Genomic DNA, 25166 nt, shown 5'->3' with positions numbered 1-25166 from the left:
GGTGTAATGCGAGAATGATATATTGAAGCCGTGCAGCATATTGCTGTACGGCTTTTCTTTTGGGGAGAGAAAAGATGCAACTGATTTTTCCGGTTGGATTAATCTTGATTGTTGTCATGTGGGGTGTTTTTTCACCTGAATCACTAGGCACCATTTCCCATATCGCGATGGCGGCGATTACCAAGAATTTTGGTTGGCTGTACCTGTGGGTGGTGCTGGGTTTGGTATTGTTTGCTGCCTTTCTAGCCTTCAGCCGCTACGGCAACCTCAAGCTGGGGAAAGATGACGACGAGCCGGAGTTTTCCCTGCCGGCCTGGTTCGCGATGTTATTTGCTGCCGGCATGGGTATCGGTCTGGTGTTTTGGGGCGTCGCGGAGCCGCTTTCTCATTTCACGCAAGGTCCGCCTGGCACCATTGCCAGAACGCCTGACGCAGCCGGGACGGCGATGCGTTACAGCTTCTTTCACTGGGGTATACATCCTTGGGCTGTGTACAGCATAGTCGCACTGGCTATTGCCTTCTTTCAATACAGACGACAAGGCGTTGCCTTGATCAGCGAATCGACCAATGCCTTGCCATGGCGACCAGTACAACGCATGTCGGGCCTGTTCAATGCGCTTGCCGTGATTGCGACTGCTTTCGGTGTGGCGACCTCGCTTGGTATGGGCGCGATGCAGATCAACGGCGGCTTGGCGGCAGTGTTTGGATTGGCGATTAACAAGTACACGCAGGTTGGGATCATTGTGGTCGCGGCGACTCTTTTCATCTTGTCCGCTGTGAGCGGTGTCGAGAAGGGCGTCAAATGGTTGTCATCCGCGAATATGCTGGTTGCAGCTCTGCTGACCTTGATGGTTTTTCTGCTCGGCCCTACCGTTGCCATCATCGATACCTTCACGAATACGCTGGGTAGTTACATCAGTGAATTCGTGCGCATGAGTTTGCGCATGACGCCTTTCCGCGATAGCGAATGGGTGGGCGAATGGACAGTCTTTTACTGGGCCTGGTGGTTGTCCTGGTCACCTTTCGTTGGTTTGTTCATCGCACGTGTATCGCACGGCAGAACCATACGTGAGTTCATTGTTGGAACAGTGATTGCTCCTTCGATTGCTGCCTTCATCTGGTTCTCGGTCTTTGGCGGTACGGCGCTGCAAATGGAAATCTGGCAAGGCATACCAATTGCGGAAGCCGCCAAGGCCGATTTGTCGACGGCGCTCTTTACGATGCTGGATGCGATGCCTTTGGGTTTGATTATGTCGGTCATCGCCACTTTGCTGGTGCTGGTATTTTTTATTACGTCTGGCGATTCGGCGATACTTGTATTGGGAATGATGAGCAAGGGCGGTGAGCCTAATCCTTCAGCTGGCGTCAAGATTACTTGGGGTGTACTGATTGCCGGTATTGCGATCAGTCTGTTGCTTGCTGGCGGGATTGATGCATTGCAAACGGCGACGATAGTGTTTGCCCTGCCGTTCACCATAGTTGTGATCCTGATGGCGATATCGTTGTGGCGAGCAATACGGGAAGACTGGAAAGAAGAACAACGTATCGAGCGAGAGTTGCGGCAGCGCATGCGCCAGCTCATATCGAAATAAAGTCATGCCATGCCGATAGTCATTGGCATGGCATACGTCATTCGCTCGACCTGACTATAATAGGCGCACTGAACTTTTCGAATTGTCGATCATGCAAGCATCTTCTTCTGCACCTAAGCGTACTTGGCTCAAAGTACTGGCCGCTCTCATCATTGTGGGATTGGCTGCGGTTGGCTATATGTCAGTGTCGAAAAAAGATGTGATCCCCGAGGTGACCTTCGTCAATCTGCAAGGCAAGAAAATCACTTCACAGGATTTGCGCGGCAAAGTGGTGATGATCAATTTCTGGGCAACGTCATGCGTGACGTGCGTGAAAGAAATGCCGGAGATGGTCGATACCTATAACAAGTACAAAGACAACGGTTTAGAATTCATCGCGGTAGCAATGGCTTACGATCCGGCAAACTATGTATTGAATTTTGTCGAGACGCGCAAACTGCCGTTCACGGTTGCACTCGATGTGCAGGGCGATCTGGCGAAATCATTCGGTGATGTCAAATTGACGCCAACCACCTTGGTGGTCGACAAAGACGGTCATATCATCAAGCGTTATGTCGGTGAGCCGGATTTCGCAGCCTTGCATCAACTGCTGGAAAAAGCACTCGCCGCTTGATGTTACGGGCGGGACTTCTTCCCGCCACTTACGCGTTCTATACCAGCCAGATCGCGCCAACTCTGCACTTCTTCAAATCGATTTTCGCTCAGTAGCTGACGCACAGCCGCCGCCTGATCGTAGCCATGTTCCATCAGCAACCAACCATCTGGTTTTAAATAAGATGTCGCACCTTGGCTGATGATTTGCAGCGCAGACAATCCATTCGCATGATCGGTCAAGGCATCGACTGGCTCAAAGCGCAAATCGCCTTCGGATAAATGTGTGTCACCGGCAACGATGTACGGTGGATTCGATACGATCAAATCGAAATGTTGATTCTCCAATGCCGAGAACCAATCGCTGCGCAAAAAATTTACCTGGGCATTGTTCTTCTTCGCATTGCCTTGTGCAATGACTAACGCTTGTTCACTGACATCAAGTGCGATGACACTCGCGTCTGATCGTGTATGCGCAATGGCTATGGCGATGGCACCGGAGCCTGTGCCCATATCCAGTACGCGGCCTTGCGGAGGCAGATATTGCAAGGCCAATTCCACCAGTAATTCTGTATCAGGACGAGGGATCAAAACGGCTGGCGTGACGTCAAAAGACAAACCGTAGAATTCACGTTCACCGATCAGATAGGCGATAGGTTCGCCTGCCAGTCGTTGTTCAAACAGACGAGAGAGTTGTTGCGCTTCCGCTAAGTTCAATTGACGTTCAGAGTGTGTAATCAACTGCACGCGCGATAGCTGTGTGACATGCCCAATCAAGATGCGCGCTTCCAGTTGTGCAACTGGTGCGCGCTGCATGATGTCAGCGATAGTATCGCCCGCTTGAATGACTGAATGCATCAACGATTTTTCTGGAACGCGGCATACATCAAATACAGCGCGATCACGACAAACCAGACCAATGCCCATTGTGGCAAGGACAAGCCCATGATCGGTGCGTATTCAGTCGTGCACAAGCCGTCAGCCTGAAACAGGAAGGGCAATAACTTTGCCGTAGGAATGGTGTTCAAGGATGTTTCCAGCGGATCGATACCGCAGGATACGGTTGGGTGTGCCTTGATGTAAATATGCCAGCCAGCGACACCAGCACCAGCGACTGATGCCAAGGCGGCAAGCGCAGTCGCGAATCTGGCTGCGGCCCGCGGTAAAAACAGGGCGATGATACAAATCAAGGCAATCGCGGCAAATGCGTAGCGTTGAATGACGCACAGCGGGCAAGGCTGCATGTTCTCTACATGTTGCAGATAAAGTGCAACTGCCAACAGGGCCAGCGAGACAAAGATGACTGCGAGTAAAACAGGTTTGGAGTTTTTCATCGGTGGATTCTCGAAAAAGGATGCACGTTAAGAGTAAGGTTCGCCTGAATAGTTGCAATCAATTTGCGTCGCCGAGCGCTGCCAGCAATTCTGCCTGATGTTCCGCCGCCAGCGCATTGGTCAGCTCGGTCAAATCTCCATCCATGATGAAGTCGAGTTTGTACAAAGTCAGGTTAATGCGGTGATCGGTCATGCGGCCTTGCGGGAAATTATAAGTGCGTATGCGTTCGCTACGGTCGCCGGAGCCGATCAGGGATTTACGCGTTGCCGCTTCCTTCGATTGTTGTTCGCGCAACTGTACGTCTTTGATACGCGCTGCCAGAACCTTTAATGCTGACGCCTTGTTTTTATGCTGACTGCGATCGTCCTGACATTCGACCACAATGCCGGTCGGAAGATGCGTGATACGTACTGCTGAATCAGTCTTGTTGATGTGTTGACCACCAGCGCCAGAGGCGCGATAGGTATCAATGCGCAGGTCGGCTGGATTGATGTTGACGTCTTCTACTTCGTCGGCTTCCGGCATGATGGCGACGGTACAGGCGGATGTATGGATGCGTCCTTGTGTTTCCGTCGCTGGTACGCGTTGCACGCGATGTCCACCGGATTCGAATTTCAGTTTTGAATATGCACCGGAACCGACAATGCGCACGATCACTTCCTTGTAACCGCCGACTTCGGATGCGGATTCCGACACCATTTCTATCTGCCAGCGATTACGTTCGGCAAAGCGCGTGTACATGCGCAGCAAGTCTCCCGCGAATAATGCTGATTCATCACCGCCGGTGCCGGCACGGATTTCGAGGAAGATGTTGCGGTCGTCGTTGGGATCTTTCGGCAGCAGCATTTTCTGCAGATCGATTTCCAGCTGTTCCATGCGTGCTTTGGCTGCCGTGATTTCTTCCTGCGCAAATTCTTTCATGTCCGGATCGGACAACATGTTTTGCGCATCCTTGATGTCGTTATCGGCTTGCGTATAGCTGCCGTATAAAGCGACAAGTGGGCCTAGTTCAGCATGTTCGCGTGTCAGCTTGCGATAATTGTCCATATTGGACGTGACGTCTTCCTGCATCAGCAGCACATTCAATTCGTCCAAGCGTTCAGTCAATTGATTGAGCTTGGCGAGCATCGATGGTTTCATCATATTTTTAATCTTGTATTGGCTTGAGTTGTCTGGTCAGCGTGCATCGGATGATTGGATGCGCGCGGGTTTGTCTGCGCAAGGGCAGACTGAGCAGGAAGAGCGTCGCTAGCGCTTGGTACGGAATAACTGCGGCAGCAATGCCGCGAGGCGCGCACGTTCGTCGCCTTGTGCATTGTTCAGCGCTTGTTGCGGGCCATGCAGGAATTTGGCGGTCAAGCCTTTGGACAAGGCTTCGAGTACGGCGTCGATATCTTCGCCTTTGGCCAGTAATTTACGCGCACGTTCCAGTTCTATCATGCGCATGGTTTCACTGGACTCATGCAAGTCTTGAATGACAGGCACAACGGCACGTGCATCTATCCAATGCATGAAGGAACGCACGCGGGTTTCGATGATGGCCTCGGCTTGTGCGACCGCAGCTTGACGATTTTCAACGCCAGTTTGTACAAAGGTGCCGAGGTCATCAACGGTATAGAGGAAGACGTCGTCCAGATGGCCGATTTCTTCTTCGATATCACGCGGTACTGCCAGATCGACCATGAACATCGGTTTATGGCGACGCGCCTTGATCGCGCGCTCCACCATGCCGAGGCCAATGATAGGCAGCGATGATGCAGTCGATGAAATAAGGATGTCGAAGTTGGCCAGTTGATCCGGCAGATCAGCCAGACGAATGGCGCGACCATTGAAGCGATGCGCCAATGCTTCGCCACGTTCGAGTGTGCGATTGGCTATCGTCACGGATTTTGGATTTTGTGCGGCGAAGTGCGTGGCGCTCAATTCGATCATTTCGCCAGCGCCGATGAACAGCACATTCTGTTCCGAGATCGTATCGAAAATGCGTTGCGATAAACGTACCGATGCGGCCGCCATCGAAACGCTGTGCGCGCCTATCTCGGTAGTGCTGCGTACTTCCTTCGCAACGGCAAACGTACGCTGGAACATCTGATGCAAATAAGTGCCGAGTCCACCGGCCGCATCGGCCTGGCGTACTGCATCTTTCATCTGACCCAGAATCTGCGGCTCGCCCAACACCATTGAATCGAGTCCCGATGCAACGCGGAAGGCGTGGCGTACTGCATTGTCTTGCGGCAGCGCGTACAGATAAGGACGCAATTCTGCGTAAGGCAGTTTGTGATAATCCGCGAGGAAGTGTGCGGTGATATCGATGGCTTCGTTCACGCCGCCGGGCAGATTGCTGGCGGCATAGAGTTCGGTGCGATTGCAGGTCGACAGGATCGCTGCTTCGTCGGTATACGTTGTGGCATCGCTGCGGCCATACCAACTACGTGCGGAAGCCACCGCTTGACCAAGCTGGTCAGCAGGAAAGGCTACCTTCTCGCGCAGAGAGACTGGCGCGGTAGTGTGGTTAAGGCCGACGGCGAGGAGTTGCATTTATGGCACAAATATTCAATGGTTGAATAGCGTTACATTATAGCCTGTTGCACTATGGCACGAGACTGTTGCCGCTAGGCAGCTACACACCGTGACAATAAGGCAAGGTGAGTGTGAATGTGGTGCCGTCGCCAACCTGGCTGCTAAAGCTGATATCGCCTTGATGGCGCTCAATCACGGTTTTCACAAAGACCAGTCCTAATCCTACGCCATCATGACGCGGTTGGTTTGGTAAATCGACACGCTGGAAGCGATGGAACAGCTTGCTTTGATCTGCTTCTGCTATGCCATAGCCGTGATCGCGGATGCGGCACATGACATAGGACTGATCGCCTTCCTGTTGTGACCAGACCGAGCAAATGATGCTGGTGTGATCCGGGCTGTAGTTGATCGCATTGGACAGCAGGTTGGTTAGCGCACGTGTCATCAGCGTGCGATCGACCTTGACTGGATATTCACCTTCCGCAATTTCCATCACGACGGTGATGTGACGACTTTTTGCCAATGACCACATTTCATCGGTGGCATCGAATAGCAGATCCTGGAAATCAACTTCTTCCAAGCGATATTCATGCGATTCCGCACGTGCCAGTTGCACGAAGTTATCGGCCAAGCCCAGCGTTTTGCGCGAAGCTTTTTCAATACGGGCAAAAAGTTCGGATTGCGGTAATGCCGACGACACTTCGTTTTGCAGTTCGAGCAAAGCCAGAATCGATGCTTGTGGTGCGCGCATATCGTGCGACAAGAAGCGTAGCGTTTCATCACGACTACGTTCAGCGGCACGTATGGTCGAGATATCCAGCACGCTGATGATCCAGCCTGTTAGCAGATTGGCTGCCGAGTAGCAGGGACTGCTTTTGACTAGCAAATCACGTCCGTTGTGATCTTGCGCCGAGATGCCGTTGCTCAATGCTTCTGCGCGATCGAGGTCAAGTAATTCAGGCCAATCGAAAGAGAGATTGGCAGCAAGGTCGACTGGTTGCGGTGTTTTTAGTTGCGACAATAAATCAAAGATGCTGGCGCCGAGTACATGGTCAAAGCCGATGGAGCGGTAGTAATCATTGGCATGTTTGTTGGCGAGCAGAACGCGGCCTTCAATCGAAGTGACCAAAGTCGCATCTGGCAAATTATCCAGATTGTCTGAAACGAATTGACGCAGATCACGTACGCGACGTGCTGCATTTTTCATTGCGGTGATGCGTTGCTCCAGTACGTCGGCCATTTCAGTTTCTGGCGCCGCAGCCATTTCTTCCGGTAGTAAATGTGGCTCTTTGTCGAGGCGAGTAAATTCCTGCCCCAGATAAGTGATGGCCGCTTCCAGTCGGCGCCAACTCCACAATGGATACGAGATGATCAATACAATGATGGATGCCGCCGGTGCAATCCACAGACCCAGGCGCAAACTGATGTAACTGACGGTGAGTGTGAGGATCATCCAGATACCTGTCGCAAAGAGCGACAGACGTGGCGATAGCAGCAAGTAACCAAGCAAGGCGATGAAGACCGGTATGGCATTGAACAAAGCGGTTTGCCATGGAGCAGCGATATGAATAGTGTCGCCATCCAGCAAGCTGGCCAGCACATGCGCATTGATTTCTATACCGGGCATGGCACCTGAATTTCCAGAAACCGGTGTGGGATAAGAGTCCGCCATGCCGAGTGCGGTCGCACCTACCAGCACATATTTGTTGGTGAAGAATTCATCAGCAACTTCGCCGCGTAATACCGAGACATAAGGAACTGATTGGAAATGGCCGATGCTGCCGTCAAACGGGATATAGATTTGATCGCCGCGTTGTACGGTGTCGATCGATGATGATGTGGTGGTTTTTATTGATGGTGCAGCCGCGCCGGCGTATTGAATGTTTTCGCCAGTTTCCAATAGCGCTGCTGCGAAATGCGGCCACGCTTTGCCGTCCTGGCCTTCGTATAAAAATACGCTACGTACTACACCGTCGGTGTCGTGTTCCAGGTTGATGTGTCCGAGTGCATGTGCTGCATCCGCGAATTCAGGAATCGGCAAACCGATGGTTAAACCACGGCCGGCGTTCGTCATGACGACTGGCAGTACGGCGCGCCCGCTTTGCATCAGGGCTGCCGTGAGCTTTTTATCGCCAGGACGGCTGCCATCTGCTTGCGGTGGTTCAGTTTCGGACAGGATGACATCGAGTCCGATCGCACGCGGTTTGGCTTTATTCAGTTTGTTGATCAGGTCCGCATGCACGTTCCGCGACCACGGCCAGCGACCAAGTTGTGACAGGCTGTAATCGTCAATGGCAACAATGATGATGTCGTCGCGTACGGGTTTGCTGTCGATCGAGACAAAGAAGTCATACAGAGATTGATCGAGTCGTCCCAGACCATTCTGCCAACCCAGCGCGAGCGCGAGGGCCAGCAGACTGATGAATAGCATCAGCCATTCGCGCAATGCAAGGCGCCGCACGAACGGGGAAAGCCAACGTATCTTCATCGAAACTTAGCGTCGATCTGCTGAGCGGGAGGTATCGCGCGAGCTTTCTTTCGCACGCAGTGGATGGCCGTCGTTGATGATCCATTGATCCGTGACGATCAAGGTTTGCGCGGACGAAAATGGATTGGTACTGCCATCGGCATTGACGCTTTGTACGCGAGCGAAATAAGTGCCAAATGATGGACGCGGTAGTTTGATCTCGTTGCCGACGACGCTGCTGGTAAACAAGAGCCAGCTAAATTCCACATCGCGTGCGACTTGCACGTTGTACTTTTGCGTTGCTGATCCTTGCCAACGTAATTCCAATTCCTTGCTGTAATTATTCGAGACTGATGGCGCAGCTTGAATCGGTAATTCTTTGATGGGATCAATGCGATTCTTGATCGTGACGGCAATGGTGCTGGGCATACCTTCTAATCCCAAGCTATCGATCGCAGATATATGGGCGAAGTAATTTCCCTCTGCAATATTGTCGATGGTGACATCACGCATCTTGCTCTTTGCCTCGGCTAGCAGATGCAATGCTTCGGCATCTTGCGAGAGTTGTACGTGATAAGCGCGAGCACCATTGATAGGCTCGATAGAAAATTGCGCCGCACCATCTTGTCTGTATGGCGTACCGGCCAATTGTGGTGCCGGTAATAAATCGATGGCACGTCCGACGGAATTACTGGCGATGATATTGCCCTTCGCCAGATCGAGCATGCGGGTTTCTGGCGTGCGTGGTGAGCCTACGACGACGCGGCCACGCAGTACTTCCGTTGCTACATTTTTGCCATCAAGGCCGACACGGAAATAAGTGCCGCGTACACCAGCGACAGATGATGGCGTGCGAACTTCAAAGCGTCCTTTGTTGGCATCTAATGGCGAGATACGCGATACAACTTTTCCCCGTAATAATTTGACTTCTGTACGAGGGCTACCGGTGTAGCGAGATTTACGGAGTTTGGTGAGCAGGACGCTGCTATTGGAAGGTACTGAGATGCGCGATTCATCTGCCAGCGCAATGGTCAAGAAGCTGTTGATGCCGGTATTGATGCGCATGCCTTCGACAATTTTGCTACCGATGTCTATAACGGTCACGCTGCCGTCTGCGGTTGTTGCGGTGATGTTGCCGTTGCGGGCGATGACGCTTGCTTCCGTAGGTTCTTCGGCCAAGAGATCGGCTGGAATGGCAATGGCCGTGCCGATAGGGATATTGCTGTCTTTGTTGATGTGATTGATGCTGCCGAGTGCAACCCAATTGCCGGTTTTGGTCGTAAGTCGCTGGGCGATCGATATGAGCGTGTCACCCGCTTGCGCGTAATAAGTGATGCCGGATGAGTGGACCTCGATACTGCCCGGTGCTTGTATGGCTGTAGCTGGCCACGCGATAGGGATATTCCCTATCGTCAGTGCCATAACCAACATCAATGTATGAAGGGTAATGCGCATGTCTATTCTCCGCGCAACCCTGGTGCGCCTTGCTTAACCCGTCATCTGCTCCAAGCGGTAGCCGTAGCTATATACTGGAGCCAACCGAAAACCATGCTCTGGACGCAATTGTAACTTGCTCCGGACTCTGGAGACATGTGTGTCCATAGTTCTCGATGGAATTTCCACGTCACGTGCCCACACTGCTTCCAGAATATAAGCGCGCGACAAAGGGCGGCCCAGATTACGGAAGAACAGCAATGCGAGATCGAATTCTTTCTGCGTTACCTCAATTGGTGCGCCAGACATCGTCAAACGGCCAGTGCGCGCTTCGAAGATGAAGTTGCCGAACTGGATCTGCTCGATCGGATTCTGACTTGGGTAAGCGCGGCGTAACAAAGCCTGTACGCGTGCCAGCAACTCGCCACGGCGTATTGGCTTGATCATGTAATCGTCGGCACCCGCAGCCAGTCCTGCCACGATGTCATCTTCGCCGGAACGGCTGGTCATGAACAAGACAGGCAAATTGGTAGGCAATTTTTCGCGCGCCCAGCGTAATACATCGGCACCGCTTAAATCGGGAACCTGCCAATCGATAATCAACATATCGAAGCTCTCACGGCGCAACTGATTCAGCAATTCCTTACCGCTTTGGAACGGGTGACAGAAGTGGCCGGCGGCGCTGAGCACTTGACAGACTAAGTCTGTCTGGCTGCGGTCATCATCAAGTACGGCAATTCGCATATTTTTATCGCTTGAATAGCGGGTTGTATTTCGTTGCTCTAATTTAACAAAGTATTCCCCTACTGGGTCTTCAATGATTGCGATGTGACAATATTTCACAAAATACGAGGGTGAATGCCGATCATTTATTGTTTTTTTGCATCATGTCAGTCTTTTTCTGACGACATGAAGTGACAGAAATTACCTTCATCTCACTGTGAGATGAGTGATTAACGCCGAATAACGAACATTTATTGCTGGTACGGCGACGCGTTTATTCTCGCGCAAAAGCAAAATGTGTGTCTTGTAGTTATACGCAATTGTGAACTCATTGGAGTCACATTTTTTATCTTGAGCAGATATTTCTGCAAAAGAATATTGCTTGTTTCGCAGCATTTCCTATACTGAAAACGCAGTACCCGAGGAAGCTCACTTTAGAACTAACTGGAGGCAATCATGAAACTGCATGTCTTTGATTCATGGCATCTACCTCACGTTACACGCTCAAGCGCTAAAAAAATGGATGAAGATGGGGATCTCGTTCCCATCGCTGCCTTTGTCGTCGGTGCACCCATCGTGACTTTGGGTTGCGTATCTCTGATCGAGATACTGTTCAGTCTGGAAGCATCTTGAGTGTGATGACAAGTTTGCTTTAGAGAGTGAGGCTGCATGAATCTATTCAGGTTCATAAGGCCATACCGTTTATCTTAATCGCGTCCGGTCATTTAGACCTTGCAGACGCGATGCTCTTTTTCAATGTTCGTGATGCAGTGCTTGATAGCGATGCGAACATGTGGGTTGCAATAAAAATGGGCGGAACTGCATGCAGTTCCGCCCATTGTTTTTGAGACGAGGATTAAATTATTTTTTCGACAAACAGGTTTTCATGAATGCTTTGCGGTCATCGCCTTTTTTGCCTTCAGCATCCTTGTTGCAACTTGCCATTTTGTCGCGCTGCGCTTGTTGCGCTGCACTGACTTTTGGTTTGCTGCTGAGGCAATCTTTCATGAACGCTTTGCGGTCATCGCCTTTTTTACCTTCGGCATCCTTGTTGCAGGTTGCCATCTTCGTTTGTTGAGCAGTTTTTTCGTGTGCAGGAGCTGCTGGAGCAGGATCGGCGGCGAATGCACAGGTGGCAAATGCGCTTGAAATGACTAGGGCTAGAAGCTTATTCATTGGAACCTCGCAAGTAAGGGTCATTGGGAAACACTTTTTTATTAAGTATTGGTGTGACTACAACCATGCTGCTTGGACTACAACGACTTGGAACTCCATTCAGTTGACGACTGCTCATCAACTTTGTCGGGAGAGGCAGATTTGTTTGTCTGTTGCTCCCAACAATAAAGCTAACCGAAGAATTTTCCCTTCAGCATACCTAAACCTTGTTGCAACAGATCACCACCTTCTGGAACTTGCCCGTTCGGTGTGAGTTTGTCAATAATTTGCGGCAAAAGTTCTGCCAAGCCAGCTGAGGCGCGCTCTGGTTCTATACCTGCTTGCTGTGCAATTTGCTGGACGTTGTCTTCTCCCAGCGCATTCTTGATTTGATCGGCAGAGACCGGTTGATTTTCACCGGTACCTATCCATGACGCGACTTGATCGCCCAAGCCGCCGTTTTGCAATTTCTCTAGTAATCCCTGAACACCGCCTGCGCCATTGACCAGCCCCATGACGCTACTCATTAAATCGCCCTGTGTACCGGCACTATTCTGCCCGCCGAGCGAACCCATTACCTGTCCTGTCAGTTGATCGAGTAATCCCATCATATCCTCCAAAAATGGCGATAAATGCGTACCGAGTTGGCACGATATGGGCGCCTGAACAACCCATTCAGCCATACTAGATCAAAACAAGCGCGCGTTGGCGACTTCCTTTTCGGCAAATATTGAAGATGCCGCGTGACGTTGAATAAGTGCTCGAAATATAAATTGCGTGGGAGAGAAATGTAAATTCTTGTTAATACTGGTTTCTATTCTGGTTGGTTGTTGGGTGTGGTTTTCTCCACTGTTAGAATGCAGTGGTCTGTTTCTCACAGGCATCTAGCATTAGAACGCGCATATCGTTGGATTTGCCAGAATGACTGAATACAAAATCTGATTTTTTCGTATGGCAATGTAAGGGATATCTTGGATGGGAAATCAAATCGTCATCTCATCAAGATGTGAATCATGAAAAAAATAATCAACGCGTTATTTCTCCTTTTGTTGTGCATCAACGTCTCGTCTTATGCGGCGACACGGAATGTCTGCGCCAGCGGCGCAACTTATACAACGATTGCAGCAGCAATTACCGCAGCGTCGAATGGTGATGAAATTGTTATCTGCTCAGGTACATACAATGAATCTCTCCCGTTTTCACAATCCAATCTGACGATACGTTCGTCGACTGGTAATAGAAGTGACGTGAAGATAAGCAGTAGCGGGCCCGTATTCACAATCGCAGGACAAAGTGCAACGTTCAAAAACCTGACGATCACAGCGACGGGTAGCGGTAAAACAGCCATTGTGAATGATTACAACAATGGCATAGGTACGCACACATTTGAAAATCTGGCGATTACTGCAAATGGCACGGGCATTGATTTGCAAACTGGTGGGCCGCACACTTTTAAAAATTTGAATATTACAAGTAGTACTGGCAGCGGGATTGTGCTCGAGTACAACGCAGACGCTGCACACATTTTTGATACGGTGACGGTCAATAGTTCAGATGATGGAATTGCCGTTGCACGTGGTGTGGGGTCGATGAAAACAATCAATGTTTCCTCGACTAACGGGATTGGTATCTCGGTCGGTAGTAAGTACAGCGCAGTGTTTCAAGACATTACCGTCGCGAGTAAAAAAGATGCTTTTCAGATGGTTTATGTTGAGAATGCACGGACGCATTCATTTACAAATATGACGGCAACATCGCAATCAGGTAAAGGTATTTATATCACTCTCTCTGGGAAATTAACTTTCAATAATGTTGTCGTGACCGCAAACGGAGGTAATGGCATTGAGTTGACTTCCAATGCAGATGGCGCACATACATTCAATACAGTGACTGTTACTAGTTCAGGTGATGGGATAACTGCGGATCGCGGTATTGTTTCCATGCAATCAGTGGCGGTCACTGCGGGTGGTGCGGGGATAGTTGTGTATGGTGTTTCTTCTATAAAAAATGTCAATGTTAGTTCTCAGGATATTGCTCTCGATATTGGTACCCCGAGCGGCATTACGCTTGATGGTGTGCTCGCGAAATCGGCTAAGAAAACTGCCATCAATTTACGTTATGGCGCCGCGGTTGTTCATACCTTAAAAAATATCACGGTCAATGGCGCTGACAAAGATGGGATACATGTTGAGAGTTCCAGCCAGGTGGTCGCGGATAACATTTGTGTTAATGCTGCCGCAGGATATGGAGCGTACTTTAGCTATAACGCGAAAAATGTCTCACTGCAAAATTCCATTCTCAAGGGAAGCGGCGACTATCGTCTAAATCTTGAGTCTGAGCCGAGCTCGGCCAATCACATTAATAATTCGTGTTTTTACAATGATGCGAGTGCAAAAAAATGTGCTTCATCAGCGTCGAGCGCCCAGGATTTCAGCGGGAATTATTGGGCATCTGGTTGTAGCAATAATAATGTGCCGCAAACCTCGCCACTGCCCAATTGTCCTTTGGTCGCGAATAATTGTTATGTCGGGATTCCAACTAATGCGGCGGTCGGTGGCTTTAATGCTTTTGAGTCAGCTACTGCTGCTGGTGCAATCGCCGGTGTGATTAAGACAAAAATTGCCGGCAATGTAATCGTGTTGGATGCGATTGCATTGAATACCGCAAAGACTGCGGTTGAGTCAGGTTTTTCGGGTGATGTCAAAGTCGAGTTACTTGGAAATGTCGGGACTGGTGTCACGCTGGATGCGGTTAATTGCCCCGCCACATCTACACTCCTTACTTCACAAGTCATGACCTTTGCAGCAGCTAGTGCTGGGCGGCAGAGTGTCGCTATTGCCGCAGTGCCTAATGTATATCGTGATGTGCGCGTGCGTTTCACTTACCCTGCAACCGGTACGGCGACTTCCGTTGCGTGCTCCAGCGACAATTTTGCGATTCGCCCAGATAAATTTATTGGTGTAAGTGTCACTGACAATGATTGGCAAACGGCAGGTGTGACGCGAACGCTTGCCAATAATGCAGTTGCAGGTGGGAATGTACACAAGGCTGGTCAGCCATTCAGGCTAAGCGCAACGGCAGTGAATGCCGCCGCAGCGCAAACTACAACCAGCAATTACACAGGAAGTCCGCTTGCAACGGTTGCCTGTACATTGCCGACACCAACGTGTGTGAATGGGGCGCTGACTGCGGTACCGACAACATGGAGTGGTAGCGGTATGACGACGACATCTGCGGCAATGTATTCAGAGGTTGGAAGCTTCAATCTCGTATTGACGGACCAAGTGTTCGCCAATGTGGATGTCAAGCCGGGAGATTCTACGGTTGATGAATATACGATTTCCAGTGCGCCGGTTTTGGTCGGGCGTTTTGTGCCAGATCATTTTGCACTGACGGTGAATACTGTTCCTGAATTTCGGACTTTCAATGCGGCATGCACTGGCGCACGTTCCTTTACTTATATTGGCCAGCCATTCCGGTACAGGACGTTGCCAGTGATCACCATTACAGCGCAGAATGTCGCGAATGCTACGACTACCAATTACAGAGATGCGCTGTGGACCTTAACTGAGGGTGGTGTCGCGCAAACCTATACGAGTGATCCGACTACTCTTCCCGTACTTGATTATGTAGGAAGCCCCATTACTCTTTTTAAAGGTAATGGGACCGGCACCATTACAGCGAACGCTGCAGACGAGCTTACATTCCGGCGTGATGCGACGACTCCTAGAGCGGCATTTAATGCAAATATTTCTTTGACGGTGACTGCCAGGGAAACGATAGCGAATCACGGTGATATTGTTTCTATTCCTATTTCCAATCCGGCCCCAATATTCAGCAATATTGCCTTCGACTCAGGAAATCAGTTCCGCTACGGCAGAATGCGAATAGACAATGCGAATGGTTCGGAGTTGTTGAATTTGTCGCTGCCGATCAGAACTGATTTCTGGAATGGTACGAATTTTGTGGTGAATGCTGCTGATAACTGCACTACCGTTGCAGCGGCAAACGTGGCGTTCCGTGCTTATGCAGGAGGCATTAATGCGAGCAATATGCCAGTCGCAACTCATGTCGCGAGTGGCAGCACGCTCCAGTTGGGCGTTGGTCGCATTGTGTTAACAAGGCCGGCACCAGCGCCCGCGAGTAATGGCAGCGTGGATGTTTGCGTCGACTTAGGTGCGGATACTGCGCCGCCAGCAGGAATTGCATGTACGGCCGTGACTTCTGCAGCACAGCCTTGGCTGCAGGGGCGTTGGTCGCAAATTTTGTTTGATGACGATCCCGGCGCGCGGGCGACTTTCGGCGTCTACAAAAGCGGTCCGGTGATTTATATGCGGGAAGTGTATTGATGTATTGGGCGGGTATCTTTTGCTGAAAACACTTGCAGCAAAAGGTGCCGAACAATAAAAAACGCCTCATGCGAAAACATGAGGCGCTTCTATTTGAATACTTTGGTGGCCCGGGGCGGAATCGAACCACCGACACAAGGATTTTCAATCCTCTGCTCTACCGACTGAGCTACCAGGCCAAGCGCGCAATTATAGCAAAACTATTGAAGTCTGCAAGAGGTATGTGCAATTTGAATTATTTTCAGCCGCTATAATGAGCGTGCTTCAGTAATTTCCTCCTTCTTCTTTCACGGATTTGGCTTTATGCATGTGCAAAGCGACGTTTGTATTATTGGTGATGGCGCCATCGGGAAAGCCGCTGCGCTTGGTTTTGCGCAGGCTGGACTGAAGGTCAGCTTATTAAGTCCTGCTGCGCCGACTGCATTTTCCGTCGTAAAAGAAGAGTGGGATGTGCGGGTCTATGCGGTAAATCATATTGCGCAGACTTTATTGTCTTCTGTGAAAGTGTGGGATGCACTGGATGCAAGTCGCGTAGAGCCTGTTGATTCCATGGTGGTAAATGGCGATGGCGCCACTGCCGGTGAGTTGGCATTTGATGCCTATGGCGCGCGCGTTGGCACATTGGCATGGATAGTTGAAGACCGTAATTTGAATCAAGCGCTGGATGCTGCATTGAAATTCGCATCGAATGTACAGATCGTCCATGGGCGTGCGGTCAGCCTGCAATCAAACGATACCAGTGCGGGCGTGGAGCTCGCCAATGGCGATACGCTTGCGGCGGAGTTATTAGTCGGTGCCGACGGCGGACAATCGTGGGTACGCGCGCAGTGCAATATCGATTTCGACTATCGGCCTTATGGTCAGCGCGCCATCGTTTCCAACTTCGCTTGTGAAAAACCGCATCATGGCGTGGCGTATCAATGGTTCTCCGCAGCGGAAGGCATCATTGCGCTCTTGCCCTTGCCGGGACAGCGCGTATCACTGGTGTGGTCGGCGCCGGAGACCTTGGCAGAGACATTATCAAAAGAATCGCTCACGCAACTTGCCGCGCGGGTAACTGATTTGTCGATGCAACAACTCGGTACCTTGTCGCCTTTGCAACCAGAGGTGATGAAATCATTCCCTCTGTCCTTGATTCGTCCGCATACCATTACTGCGCCGCGTATTGCGTTGGTTGGCGATGCCGCGCATGTGATTCATCCGCTGGCAGGACATGGGATGAATCTGGGGTTTGCCGATGTCGCAGCATTGATCAAAACAGTCACTGAGCGCGGCATGCACCGCGACTGCGGCGATGCGCGCGTGTTGTCGCGTTATGCACGTACACGCAAGGAAGATATACTGTTGATGCAATTGGCAACCGATGGTTTGGCTCGGTTGTTTGGTACTGATCTGGAGCCTTTGCGAGTTGTACGCAATATAGGATTGAACTTGGTGAACAAGTTGCCAGTCTTAAAAAGACGCCTTATTGGGCACGCACTGGGAAAGTCTTTGTAATACCACTCCCATCTGAAAAATCTTAACGGAATGTAATATGAAAATAATCAAGGCTGCAGCAGCGGCATTGTTGGGCTTGGCCTTTGTGAGTGCTTTTGCTGAAACCGCGCAAGAAGTAGCGGTGCGTAAAGCAATTGAGCCACGTCTGGGTAGCGATGCGAAAGTGGTATCGGTAAGCAAAACGCCTTATTCCGGTTTGTATGAAGTGCAAGTAAATGGCGACATCATTTACACCGATGCAAAAGCACAATTTTTGTTCATCGGCCGCGTAGTCGATACCAAGACATATCAGGATTACACCAAAGCACGCCTGGAAGAAATCAACAAGGTTGCCTTCAGTGATCTGCCATTGGAAGCTGCGATGAAGCAGGTCAAAGGTAATGGCAAGCGCGTGATCGCAGTATTCGAAGATCCGAACTGTGGTTACTGCAAACGCTTCCGCCAGACTCTCGAAGGTATCAACGACATTACTGTCTACACCTTCATGTACAACATTCTGTCGCCGGATTCGATTGCTAAATCGCGCAACGTTTGGTGCTCCGCTGATCGCAATAAAGCGTGGGATGATTGGATGCTGAATGGAAAAGCACCTGCTCCTGCGTCCGATAAATGCACAACGCCACATGAAAAAGTGTTGGCATTGGGACAAAGAATGGGTGTCACTGGTACGCCAACAATCATCTTCACCGATGGCTCACGCATTCCTGGCGCAATTGATGCCAAAGGTTTGGAAGCTAAATTGGCGACCATCAAGTAAAAAATATTTGGCAATAATGAAAACGGCTACGCTTGCGTAGCCGTTTTCATTTCTGAGAAGTATTCTGATGATAGAAATGGCGCGCGTGCATCATTTCTATTTAAGGCGTGATCTGCGTACGCAGGCAGATACCGCTAAACTAACGTTCTTGTACCTTACAACGGCTTAGCATGAAAAACGCAATTCAATACACCATCGTTCCCAAAGATTTGGCCGCGCATTTATTTGCCGTGAGCGTGACGGTCAGTCAGCCCGATCCGGCTGGACAACGCTTCTCTCTGCCTGCGTGGATTCCAGGCAGCTACATGATTCGCGAGTTTTCGAAGAACATCGTACGCATACGCGCTGAATCCGGTGGTTATGAAGTTGCGCTAAACAAACTGGATAAGCATACCTGGCTCGCTGATGTATGCACTGGTTCATTGACCGTGCACTATGAAGTCTATGCGTGGGATTTGTCGGTACGCACTGCACATCTGGATAAGACGCATGGTTTCTTTAACGGCACCAGTGTTTTCCTGCAGGTCGATGGACAAGAGCAGCGCGTGCATGAAGTCGATATTCAGAAGCCACAAGGCGACGCTTATGAAAAATGGCGCGTTGCTACTGCGATGCGTCAACTGAAAGCCAAGCGTTACGGTTTCGGTTCTTATATCGCATCGAACTACGATGAGTTGATCGATCACCCAGTTGAACTGGGTACATTTGCATTGGCGAGTTTCAAAGCGCACGGCGTACAGCATGATCTTGTGTTCACGGGGCGCATACCTAATTTGGATCTGCCGCGCTTGAGCGCCGATTTGCAAAAAATATGTGAAGCGCAAATCTCTTTATTTGAACCGAAAACGCATCGCGCACCGGTAGACCGTTATGTTTTCATGACGATGGTAGTCGGTGATGGATATGGCGGGTTGGAGCATCGCGCATCGACTGCGCTGATTTGCTCGCGCGCCGATTTGCCGGTCAAAGGTCAAAAGGAAATGACGGATGGTTATCGCACCTTCCTCGGTTTGTGCAGCCATGAGTACTTCCACACCTGGAACGTCAAGCGCATCAAGCCAGCCGCTTTTGCGCCTTACGATTTGAAGGCAGAGGGTTACACACCGCTGCTTTGGTTGTTCGAAGGCTTCACCAGTTATTACGATGATCTGATGCTGGTGCGCAGTGGTGTCATTGATGAGCCTGCTTATCTGAAACTGGTGGCGAAAACCGTCAATAACGTATTGCGCGGCACAGGTCGTCACAAACAAAGTGTGGCGGAATCCAGCTTCGATGCCTGGACTAAGTATTACCGTCAGGATGAGAATGCACCGAATGCCATCGTCAGTTATTACACCAAAGGCTCATTGGTCGGTCTGGCGCTGGATCTGACTATCCGTGAACAAACCAAGGGCAAAAAATCGCTGGACGATGTGATGCTAGCCTTATGGCAGCAATACGGCCGCGACTTCTATCAGGATGGCAAAGCCGGACGCGGTATAACCGAAGCGGAAGTTGATGCGCTATTCGATAGCGTGACCGGCCTCAAGCTAAAAAAGGTATTGGATCGCTGGGTACGCGGTACTGAAGATATTCCGTTGGCTAAATTGCTGGCACCTTTCGGTGTCGACTTTGCCGACGAGCGCAAGAATGCGAAACCAGGTTTGGGCATGCGCACGGTGCGCGACGGCAATGACTGCAAAGTGGCGAATGTGTATGAAGGTGGCGCTGCGCACAAGGCAGGTTTGTCTGCCGGTGACGTGTTGGTCGCGATTGATGGCCTGCGCGTGACGGCGACTAATCTGGATAGTCTGTTGAGTCGTTATCGTGTTGGCCAGACCATCGGCTTGCATGCCTTCCGGCGCGATGAATTGATGATCTTCAATGCAGTGCTGGCACCGTCGGATGTGCCTGCCGTCACGCTGAAGAGCGGGGACAAGCCAGTAGCGGCACTACGTTTGCGTAAAGCGTGGTTGAATTTACAGGATTGAAGTAGAGGGACAGGTGCGCGATCGTCGCACACCTGCGTGTGTCGCTTAGTTAAGTAGCTTAATTAAACAGGCGACTTAGTTCGGTGCCCGGATCTGGCGCACGCATAAAGGCTTCGCCGACGAGGAAGGCATGCACATCGGCATCGCGCATTTTCTTCACATCGTCAGGTGTGACGATAGCTGATTCGGTAATGACCAGCTTGTCCGGCGAAATACGCGGCAGCAAATCCAGCGTGGTTTGCAGCGAAGTCTCGAAGGTGCGCAGGTTGCGATTATTGACACCCAGCAGGCTGGTTTTCAGTTTTAATGCCGCCGTCAATTCTTCCGCATTGTGTACTTCCACCAAAACATTCATGCCCAATTCATGCGCGCAGGCTTCCAGTTCTGCCATCAAACCATGATCCAGCGCGGCGACGATCAGCAATATGCAATCGGCACCCCAGGAGCGCGCTTCATACAGTTGATACGGATCGACGATGAAGTCTTTGCGCAATGCTGGTAGCGCACAAGCAGCACGTGCTTGCTTCAGATATTCTGGTGCGCCTTGGAAGAACTGTACGTCGGTCAGTACGGATAAACAGGCGGCGCCATTTTTTTCATAGCTGACCGCGATGTCGGCTGGATGGAAGTTCGGGCGTATCACGCCTTTGGATGGCGATGCTTTTTTAATTTCGGCAATGATGCCGGCGTTTCCTGCGGTAATTTTCGCTCGCAGGCTCGCTTCAAAGCCACGAATAGCTGCACGCGCTTCTTTGTCGTTCTCTACTTCACTACGCAAGCTCGTTAGGTTGCGATATTTTTTCGCAGCGGCGACTTCATCGGCTTTGACGTCGAGGATTTTATTGAGAATGTCTGACATGGATATTCCTTGGTTACTGCTTATTTACGTTGATCGATCGCCAGCCTGAATGCCAATGCGCCTAGCGTCAGTCCCATGACATAACGTTGCGTTCGCATCCAGCCTGGGTTGTTCGAGAAGAATCCGGCGATGGCGCTGGCAGCCAGAATCAGCAAGCAGTTGACTGTAAAGCTGACAGCAATTTGCGTTGCGCCCAGTGTCAGACTTTGCAGCATCACGTGACCATGCTCAGCATGAATGAATTGCGGCAGGAAGGACATGTAAAACATCGCCGCCTTGGGATTGAGCAGATTGGTCAGAAAGCCCATGCGGAACAGCGTCGCATTACTGTCGTGCGGAAGATTCTGGGTTTGAAACGGCGAAGTACCGCCCGGTTTGATCGCATTCCATGCCATCCACAGCAGATACGCAGCACCGAGGTATTTGATCAGGTCGTAAGCGATGGGGATTGTTAGAAACAAGGCCGTCAAACCGAACGCCGCTGCCAACATGTGAAAGATGAAACCTGTCGCCACGCCAAGCAAGGAAATCATGCCCGCAGTCCGTCCCTGACAAATCGAGCGCGACACGCAATACATCATGTTGGGGCCGGGCGTAAGCACCAGCACCAATGCGGCCAGCGAGAAGATCAACAAGTCATGGAGCGGAATCATGATGTTTGTCTTTTAGTAAGAAATCAGGCCTTGCCGCCCAATTGCGTAGTGACATTGACGAACTGTTCGAGCTTGGCGCGTGCTGCACCCGATGCAATGGCCTCGCGTGCTTTTGCCAAGCCATCGGCGATCGAGCTGGCGACGCCGGCTGCATACAGTGCGGTGCCAGCATTCAAGGCAACGATGTCGCGTGCTGCACCATCGACGTTATCGAGTGCTTCAAATATTTTGGCTTTCGATTCCACCGAATTGGCTACCTTCAGGTTGCGGCTGGCGATCATTTGCAGGCCGAAGTCTTCTGGATGGATTTCATATTCGCAGATTTCGCCGTTGACCAGTTCGCCGACCATGGTGGCTGCACCCAGCGAGACTTCATCCATATTGTCGCGACCCCAGACCACGATCGCATGTTGCGCACCCAGGCGTTGCAACACGCGCACTTGTATGCCGACCAGATCAGGATGAAACACGCCCATCAGGATGTTAGGCGCACCGGCAGGATTGGTCAGTGGGCCCAGGATATTGAAGATAGTCCGTACGCCGAGTTCCTTGCGTACCGGTGCCGCGTGTTTCATCGCGGCGTGATGGTTAGGGGCAAACATGAAGCCTATGCCGGTTTGTGCGATCGATTCGGCGACCAGTTCAGGCTTGAGGTTGATATTCGCACCCAGCGATTCCAGTACGTCGGCACTGCCTGACGATGAGGAAACGCTGCGACCGCCATGCTTGGCGATGCGTGCACCGGCCGAGGCGGCGACAAACATCGATGCGGTGGAAATATTGAAAGTATTGGCGCCGTCACCACCAGTGCCGACGATGTCGAGCAGATTGGTGGTATCGGTCAGCGGTACTTTGGTCGAGAATTCGCGCATGACCTGAGCCGCTGCTGCGATCTCGCCTATGCTTTCCTTCTTGACGCGCAGTCCCATCGTCAATGCCGCGATCATGACCGGCGACATTTCACCACTCATGATCTTGCGGAACAAATGTAGCATCTCATCGTGGAAGATTTCACGATGATCGATACAGCGCATTAAAGCTTCTTGTTCGGTGATCGGCATGACGATGCTTTCTGTATTCAAATGACTTGCGGCACTATCCATCTCAGCGCACGAGGAAGTTTTTCAGCAGCGCATGTCCATGTTCGGATAGGATGGATTCCGGATGGAATTGCACGCCCTGAATATCGAACTCCTTGTGGCGCACACCCATGATTTCGCCATCATCGGTCCATGCGGTGACTTCCAGGCAGTCCGGTAGCGATGCGCGTTCGATCGCCAGCGAGTGATAGCGAATCACGGTGTATGGCGATGGCAAATCCTTGAAGACGCCGACGCCGGTATGTGTGATTTGCGACGTCTTGCCATGCATGACTTGCTGCGCGCGCACGACCTTGCCGCCGAATGCTGCGCCGATAGCCTGATGCCCCAGGCAGACGCCGAGGATAGGCAGCTTGCCTGCGAATTGCTGCAGGATAGGCACGGACACGCCGGCTTCATGCGGTGTGCAAGGGCCAGGTGAAATGCAGATGCGCTCAGGATTCAGCGCTGCGATTTGTTCCAGTGTGATCTCGTCGTTACGCACGGTGTGCACGTCTTCGCCCAATTCGCCGAAGTATTGCACCAGGTTGTAGGTGAACGAGTCGTAGTTATCGATCATCAGTAACATTTAAATCTCCCCGTCCAAACCGTCTTGTACCTGTTCTGCTGCTCTCAGCACTGCACGCGCCTTGTTCTCGGTTTCCTGCCATTCCATCTCGGGCACCGAATCGGCGACGATGCCGGCTGCCGCTTGTACATATAGCATGCCATCCTTGATAACGCCGGTACGGATCGCAATCGCCAGGTCCATTTCACCGCCAAAGGACAGGTAACCGCAAGCGCCGCCATAAATGCCGCGCTTGGTTGGTTCCAGTTCATCGATGATTTCCATCGCGCGCACTTTCGGCGCACCGGACAAGGTACCGGCCGGGAACGTCGCTTTCAGCACATCCAGATTCGACAAGCCTGATTTCAGCGTGCCTTCGACATTGGAAACGATGTGTTGTACGTGCGAGTATTTCTCGATCACGAGTTTGTCGGTGACTTGCACGCTACCGGTTTCCGCGATGCGGCCGATGTCATTGCGTGCGAGGTCGATCAGCATCACGTGTTCCGCGATTTCCTTCGGATCGGCCAGCAATTCTTTTGCCAGTGCCGCATCCTTTTCCGGTGTCGCGCCGCGTGGGCGGGTGCCGGCCAATGGACGTATCGTGATTTTCTTTTTGTCTTCTGAAACAGTCTCGTTGCGCACCAGGATTTCCGGCGACGAACCGACGATTTGCATATCACCGAAATTATAGAAATACATATACGGCGACGGATTCAGCGAACGCAGTGCACGGTACAGCGTGAGCGGCGAATCGACATATCGCTTCTTGATGCGCTGGCCGATTTGTACCTGCATCAAGTCGCCGGCCATGACATATTCTTTGGCCTTGGCGACGGCTGCCAGATAAGACTCTTTATCGAATTCACGTATCGTGTCGGTACGTACCGACGCAGTTGTCACCGGCAACTCAACCGCGCGATGCAACATGGCGCGCAAGTCTTTCAGGCGCTGACGCCCTTTGCTGAAGGCTTCCGGCTGGGTTGGGTCGGTGTACACGATCAGATACAGCTTGCCGGACAGATTGTCGATGACAGCCAGTTCTTCGGTCAGCAGTAATTGGATCTCTGGCAGGCCGAGATCGTCTTTCGGCGTGGAATGTGCCAGACGTTTTTCCACATGGCGCACAGCGTCGTAACCAAAGTAGCCAGCCAGGCCGCCACAGAAGCGCGGCATGCCGGGCAAAATGGCTACTTTATAGCGTGCCTGGAATTCCGCGATGAAGTCGAGCGGATTGCCTTCAACGGTTTCAACGATCTTGCCGTTCTTGACGACTTCGATGCGCGTACCAAAGCTGCGCATCAGCGTATTGGCTGGCAAGCCGATAAAGGAATAGCGCCCGAAACGCTCACCACCGACGACAGATTCCAGCAGGAAGGTATTCTTCCCACCATTCTGGGTTTGTGCCAGTTTCAGGTAGAGCGTGAGCGGTGTTTCCAGATCGGCGAAAGCTTCGGCGATCAAGGGAATACGGTTGTAGCCTTGCGCGGCTAACGATTTGAATTCGAGTTCAGTCATAGTTCTCTCCGGACCGCTATTGTAGACGAGCGGTTTAGTACTTTAGTAAGTACTGTAAAAAACGTTGCTGATCGCGCAAAAATATAGGCGATCAGCGGC

21 protein-coding genes and 1 tRNA gene are annotated in these 25166 nt (G+C 51.3%); 7 read left to right on the top strand and 15 right to left on the bottom strand.

The annotated features are described in order from the left end of the window. Nucleotides 1-74: 74 nt before the first annotated feature. Both BQ6873_RS10310 and BQ6873_RS10305 read left to right on the top strand, forming a co-directional pair. The gene (locus BQ6873_RS10310; RefSeq protein WP_076592563.1) at nt 75-1592 is read left to right on the top strand and encodes a BCCT family transporter; all 1518 of its coding nucleotides are present in this window, start codon (nt 75-77) and stop codon (nt 1590-1592) included. Nucleotides 1593-1683: 91 nt separating this feature from the next. Further along, nucleotides 1684-2205 (top strand): TlpA disulfide reductase family protein, encoded by a 522-nt coding sequence (locus BQ6873_RS10305; RefSeq protein ID WP_076592562.1) that lies wholly within the window; start codon nt 1684-1686, stop codon nt 2203-2205. Nucleotides 2206-2207: 2 nt separating this feature from the next. On the opposite strand, the gene prmC is transcribed toward BQ6873_RS10305, so the two are convergent. From prmC to BQ6873_RS10270, 7 genes are all read right to left on the bottom strand, one after another. After that, a complete protein-coding gene (gene prmC / locus BQ6873_RS10300; protein ID WP_076592561.1) occupies nt 2208-3041 on the bottom strand; it encodes a peptide chain release factor N(5)-glutamine methyltransferase in 834 nt (277 codons plus the stop codon). After that, nucleotides 3041-3517 (bottom strand): disulfide bond formation protein B, encoded by a 477-nt coding sequence (locus BQ6873_RS10295; RefSeq protein WP_076592560.1) that lies wholly within the window; start codon nt 3515-3517, stop codon nt 3041-3043. Before BQ6873_RS10295 ends, prmC begins: the two co-directional genes overlap by 1 nt. A gap of 58 nt (nt 3518-3575) precedes the next feature. Next, complete coding sequence (gene prfA, locus BQ6873_RS10290) at nt 3576-4658, bottom strand: peptide chain release factor 1 (RefSeq protein WP_076592559.1); 1083 nt, start codon at nt 4656-4658, stop codon at nt 3576-3578. A gap of 108 nt (nt 4659-4766) precedes the next feature. After that, nucleotides 4767-6056, bottom strand: coding sequence for a glutamyl-tRNA reductase (hemA, locus tag BQ6873_RS10285; RefSeq protein ID WP_076592558.1), 1290 nt, complete (start codon nt 6054-6056; stop codon nt 4767-4769). An 82-nt stretch (nt 6057-6138) separates the two neighbouring features. Next, nucleotides 6139-8526 (bottom strand): CHASE2 domain-containing protein, encoded by a 2388-nt coding sequence (locus BQ6873_RS10280; RefSeq protein ID WP_076592557.1) that lies wholly within the window; start codon nt 8524-8526, stop codon nt 6139-6141. A gap of 6 nt (nt 8527-8532) precedes the next feature. Continuing rightward, entirely contained in the window at nt 8533-9960 is a 1428-nt protein-coding gene (locus BQ6873_RS10275; protein WP_076592556.1) for a FecR domain-containing protein, read from the bottom strand. A 33-nt stretch (nt 9961-9993) separates the two neighbouring features. Continuing rightward, entirely contained in the window at nt 9994-10683 is a 690-nt protein-coding gene (locus BQ6873_RS10270) for a response regulator transcription factor (RefSeq protein ID WP_011979443.1), read from the bottom strand. Nucleotides 10684-11118: 435 nt separating this feature from the next. On the opposite strand from BQ6873_RS10270, the gene BQ6873_RS18035 reads away from it, so the two are divergent. Further along, the gene (locus BQ6873_RS18035; RefSeq protein WP_157889152.1) at nt 11119-11295 is read left to right on the top strand and encodes a hypothetical protein; all 177 of its coding nucleotides are present in this window, start codon (nt 11119-11121) and stop codon (nt 11293-11295) included. A gap of 228 nt (nt 11296-11523) precedes the next feature. Here BQ6873_RS18035 and BQ6873_RS10265 read toward each other — a convergent pair whose 3' ends face one another. Together BQ6873_RS10265 and BQ6873_RS10260 are read right to left on the bottom strand one after the other, a co-directional pair. Next, nucleotides 11524-11838 (bottom strand): PsiF family protein, encoded by a 315-nt coding sequence (locus tag BQ6873_RS10265; protein ID WP_076592555.1) that lies wholly within the window; start codon nt 11836-11838, stop codon nt 11524-11526. Nucleotides 11839-12008: 170 nt separating this feature from the next. Beyond that, nucleotides 12009-12425: a YidB family protein gene (locus BQ6873_RS10260; protein ID WP_076592554.1), complete on the bottom strand. Its 417-nt coding sequence runs from the start codon at nt 12423-12425 to the stop codon at nt 12009-12011. 405 nt (nt 12426-12830) lie between these two features. Between BQ6873_RS10260 and BQ6873_RS10255 the strand changes: the two genes are divergently transcribed. Then, nucleotides 12831-16166 carry a right-handed parallel beta-helix repeat-containing protein gene (locus tag BQ6873_RS10255; RefSeq protein WP_076592553.1) on the top strand — a complete coding sequence of 1112 codons (3336 nt, stop codon included), beginning with the start codon at nt 12831-12833 and terminating at the stop codon, nt 16164-16166. 103 nt (nt 16167-16269) lie between these two features. Here the strand turns inward: BQ6873_RS10255 and BQ6873_RS10250 are convergent. Further along, nucleotides 16270-16345: transfer RNA gene (locus BQ6873_RS10250), tRNA-Phe, on the bottom strand. A 124-nt stretch (nt 16346-16469) separates the two neighbouring features. Between BQ6873_RS10250 and BQ6873_RS10245 the strand changes: the two genes are divergently transcribed. The 3 genes from BQ6873_RS10245 to BQ6873_RS10235 all read left to right on the top strand — a co-directional run bounded on the left by BQ6873_RS10245 (nt 16470) and on the right by BQ6873_RS10235 (nt 20390). Beyond that, nucleotides 16470-17663, top strand: coding sequence for a UbiH/UbiF family hydroxylase (locus tag BQ6873_RS10245; RefSeq protein WP_076592552.1), 1194 nt, complete (start codon nt 16470-16472; stop codon nt 17661-17663). Between the two features lie 37 nt (nt 17664-17700). Beyond that, the gene (locus BQ6873_RS10240; RefSeq protein ID WP_076592551.1) at nt 17701-18420 is read left to right on the top strand and encodes a DsbC family protein; all 720 of its coding nucleotides are present in this window, start codon (nt 17701-17703) and stop codon (nt 18418-18420) included. Between the two features lie 170 nt (nt 18421-18590). Continuing rightward, nucleotides 18591-20390 (top strand): M61 family metallopeptidase, encoded by a 1800-nt coding sequence (locus tag BQ6873_RS10235; protein WP_076592550.1) that lies wholly within the window; start codon nt 18591-18593, stop codon nt 20388-20390. A 58-nt stretch (nt 20391-20448) separates the two neighbouring features. On the opposite strand, the gene trpC is transcribed toward BQ6873_RS10235, so the two are convergent. The 5 genes from trpC to trpE are packed head-to-tail and all read right to left on the bottom strand — an operon-like array spanning nt 20449 to nt 25067. After that, nucleotides 20449-21249 carry an indole-3-glycerol phosphate synthase TrpC gene (gene trpC / locus BQ6873_RS10230; RefSeq protein ID WP_076592549.1) on the bottom strand — a complete coding sequence of 267 codons (801 nt, stop codon included), beginning with the start codon at nt 21247-21249 and terminating at the stop codon, nt 20449-20451. Nucleotides 21250-21269: 20 nt separating this feature from the next. Further along, complete coding sequence (locus BQ6873_RS10225) at nt 21270-21902, bottom strand: LysE family translocator (protein WP_076592548.1); 633 nt, start codon at nt 21900-21902, stop codon at nt 21270-21272. A 23-nt stretch (nt 21903-21925) separates the two neighbouring features. Continuing rightward, on the bottom strand, nt 21926-22963 hold the full coding sequence (trpD, locus tag BQ6873_RS10220) for an anthranilate phosphoribosyltransferase (RefSeq protein WP_076594060.1): 1038 nt from the start codon (nt 22961-22963) through the stop codon (nt 21926-21928). 43 nt (nt 22964-23006) lie between these two features. After that, nucleotides 23007-23570 (bottom strand): aminodeoxychorismate/anthranilate synthase component II, encoded by a 564-nt coding sequence (locus tag BQ6873_RS10215; RefSeq protein ID WP_076592547.1) that lies wholly within the window; start codon nt 23568-23570, stop codon nt 23007-23009. Beyond that, nucleotides 23571-25067 (bottom strand): anthranilate synthase component I, encoded by a 1497-nt coding sequence (gene trpE, locus BQ6873_RS10210; protein ID WP_076592546.1) that lies wholly within the window; start codon nt 25065-25067, stop codon nt 23571-23573. It abuts the gene before it with no gap. Nucleotides 25068-25166 lie beyond the last annotated feature (99 nt).

Origin of the sequence: Herminiimonas arsenitoxidans, assembly GCF_900130075.1 — a bacterium.
Classification (GTDB): domain Bacteria; phylum Pseudomonadota; class Gammaproteobacteria; order Burkholderiales; family Burkholderiaceae_D; genus Oxalicibacterium; species Oxalicibacterium arsenitoxidans.
Note: the sequence above shows the minus strand (reverse complement) of the source record. Positions and strands in the feature narration are given on the sequence as shown.

What these genes read in the sequence shown, in the direction of transcription:
- prmC (WP_076592561.1), bottom strand. Translation starts at nt 3,041, where the DNA reads ATGCATTCAGTCATTCAAGCGGGCGATACTATCGCTGACATCATGCAG.
- BQ6873_RS10270 (WP_011979443.1), bottom strand. Translation starts at nt 10,683, where the DNA reads ATGCGAATTGCCGTACTTGATGATGACCGCAGCCAGACAGACTTAGTC.
- BQ6873_RS10260 (WP_076592554.1), bottom strand. Translation starts at nt 12,425, where the DNA reads ATGGGATTACTCGATCAACTGACAGGACAGGTAATGGGTTCGCTCGGC.
- hemA (WP_076592558.1), bottom strand. Translation starts at nt 6,056, where the DNA reads ATGCAACTCCTCGCCGTCGGCCTTAACCACACTACCGCGCCAGTCTCT.
- trpD (WP_076594060.1), bottom strand. Translation starts at nt 22,963, where the DNA reads ATGCCGATCACCGAACAAGAAGCTTTAATGCGCTGTATCGATCATCGT.
- BQ6873_RS10265 (WP_076592555.1), bottom strand. Translation starts at nt 11,838, where the DNA reads ATGAATAAGCTTCTAGCCCTAGTCATTTCAAGCGCATTTGCCACCTGT.
- BQ6873_RS10235 (WP_076592550.1), top strand. Translation starts at nt 18,591, where the DNA reads ATGAAAAACGCAATTCAATACACCATCGTTCCCAAAGATTTGGCCGCG.
- BQ6873_RS10240 (WP_076592551.1), top strand. Translation starts at nt 17,701, where the DNA reads ATGAAAATAATCAAGGCTGCAGCAGCGGCATTGTTGGGCTTGGCCTTT.
- BQ6873_RS10245 (WP_076592552.1), top strand. Translation starts at nt 16,470, where the DNA reads ATGCATGTGCAAAGCGACGTTTGTATTATTGGTGATGGCGCCATCGGG.
- trpE (WP_076592546.1), bottom strand. Translation starts at nt 25,067, where the DNA reads ATGACTGAACTCGAATTCAAATCGTTAGCCGCGCAAGGCTACAACCGT.
- BQ6873_RS10295 (WP_076592560.1), bottom strand. Translation starts at nt 3,517, where the DNA reads ATGAAAAACTCCAAACCTGTTTTACTCGCAGTCATCTTTGTCTCGCTG.
- BQ6873_RS10255 (WP_076592553.1), top strand. Translation starts at nt 12,831, where the DNA reads ATGAAAAAAATAATCAACGCGTTATTTCTCCTTTTGTTGTGCATCAAC.
- BQ6873_RS10305 (WP_076592562.1), top strand. Translation starts at nt 1,684, where the DNA reads ATGCAAGCATCTTCTTCTGCACCTAAGCGTACTTGGCTCAAAGTACTG.
- trpC (WP_076592549.1), bottom strand. Translation starts at nt 21,249, where the DNA reads ATGTCAGACATTCTCAATAAAATCCTCGACGTCAAAGCCGATGAAGTC.
- BQ6873_RS10275 (WP_076592556.1), bottom strand. Translation starts at nt 9,960, where the DNA reads ATGCGCATTACCCTTCATACATTGATGTTGGTTATGGCACTGACGATA.
- BQ6873_RS10280 (WP_076592557.1), bottom strand. Translation starts at nt 8,526, where the DNA reads ATGAAGATACGTTGGCTTTCCCCGTTCGTGCGGCGCCTTGCATTGCGC.
- BQ6873_RS10310 (WP_076592563.1), top strand. Translation starts at nt 75, where the DNA reads ATGCAACTGATTTTTCCGGTTGGATTAATCTTGATTGTTGTCATGTGG.
- BQ6873_RS10225 (WP_076592548.1), bottom strand. Translation starts at nt 21,902, where the DNA reads ATGATTCCGCTCCATGACTTGTTGATCTTCTCGCTGGCCGCATTGGTG.
- BQ6873_RS18035 (WP_157889152.1), top strand. Translation starts at nt 11,119, where the DNA reads ATGAAACTGCATGTCTTTGATTCATGGCATCTACCTCACGTTACACGC.
- BQ6873_RS10215 (WP_076592547.1), bottom strand. Translation starts at nt 23,570, where the DNA reads ATGTTACTGATGATCGATAACTACGACTCGTTCACCTACAACCTGGTG.
- prfA (WP_076592559.1), bottom strand. Translation starts at nt 4,658, where the DNA reads ATGAAACCATCGATGCTCGCCAAGCTCAATCAATTGACTGAACGCTTG.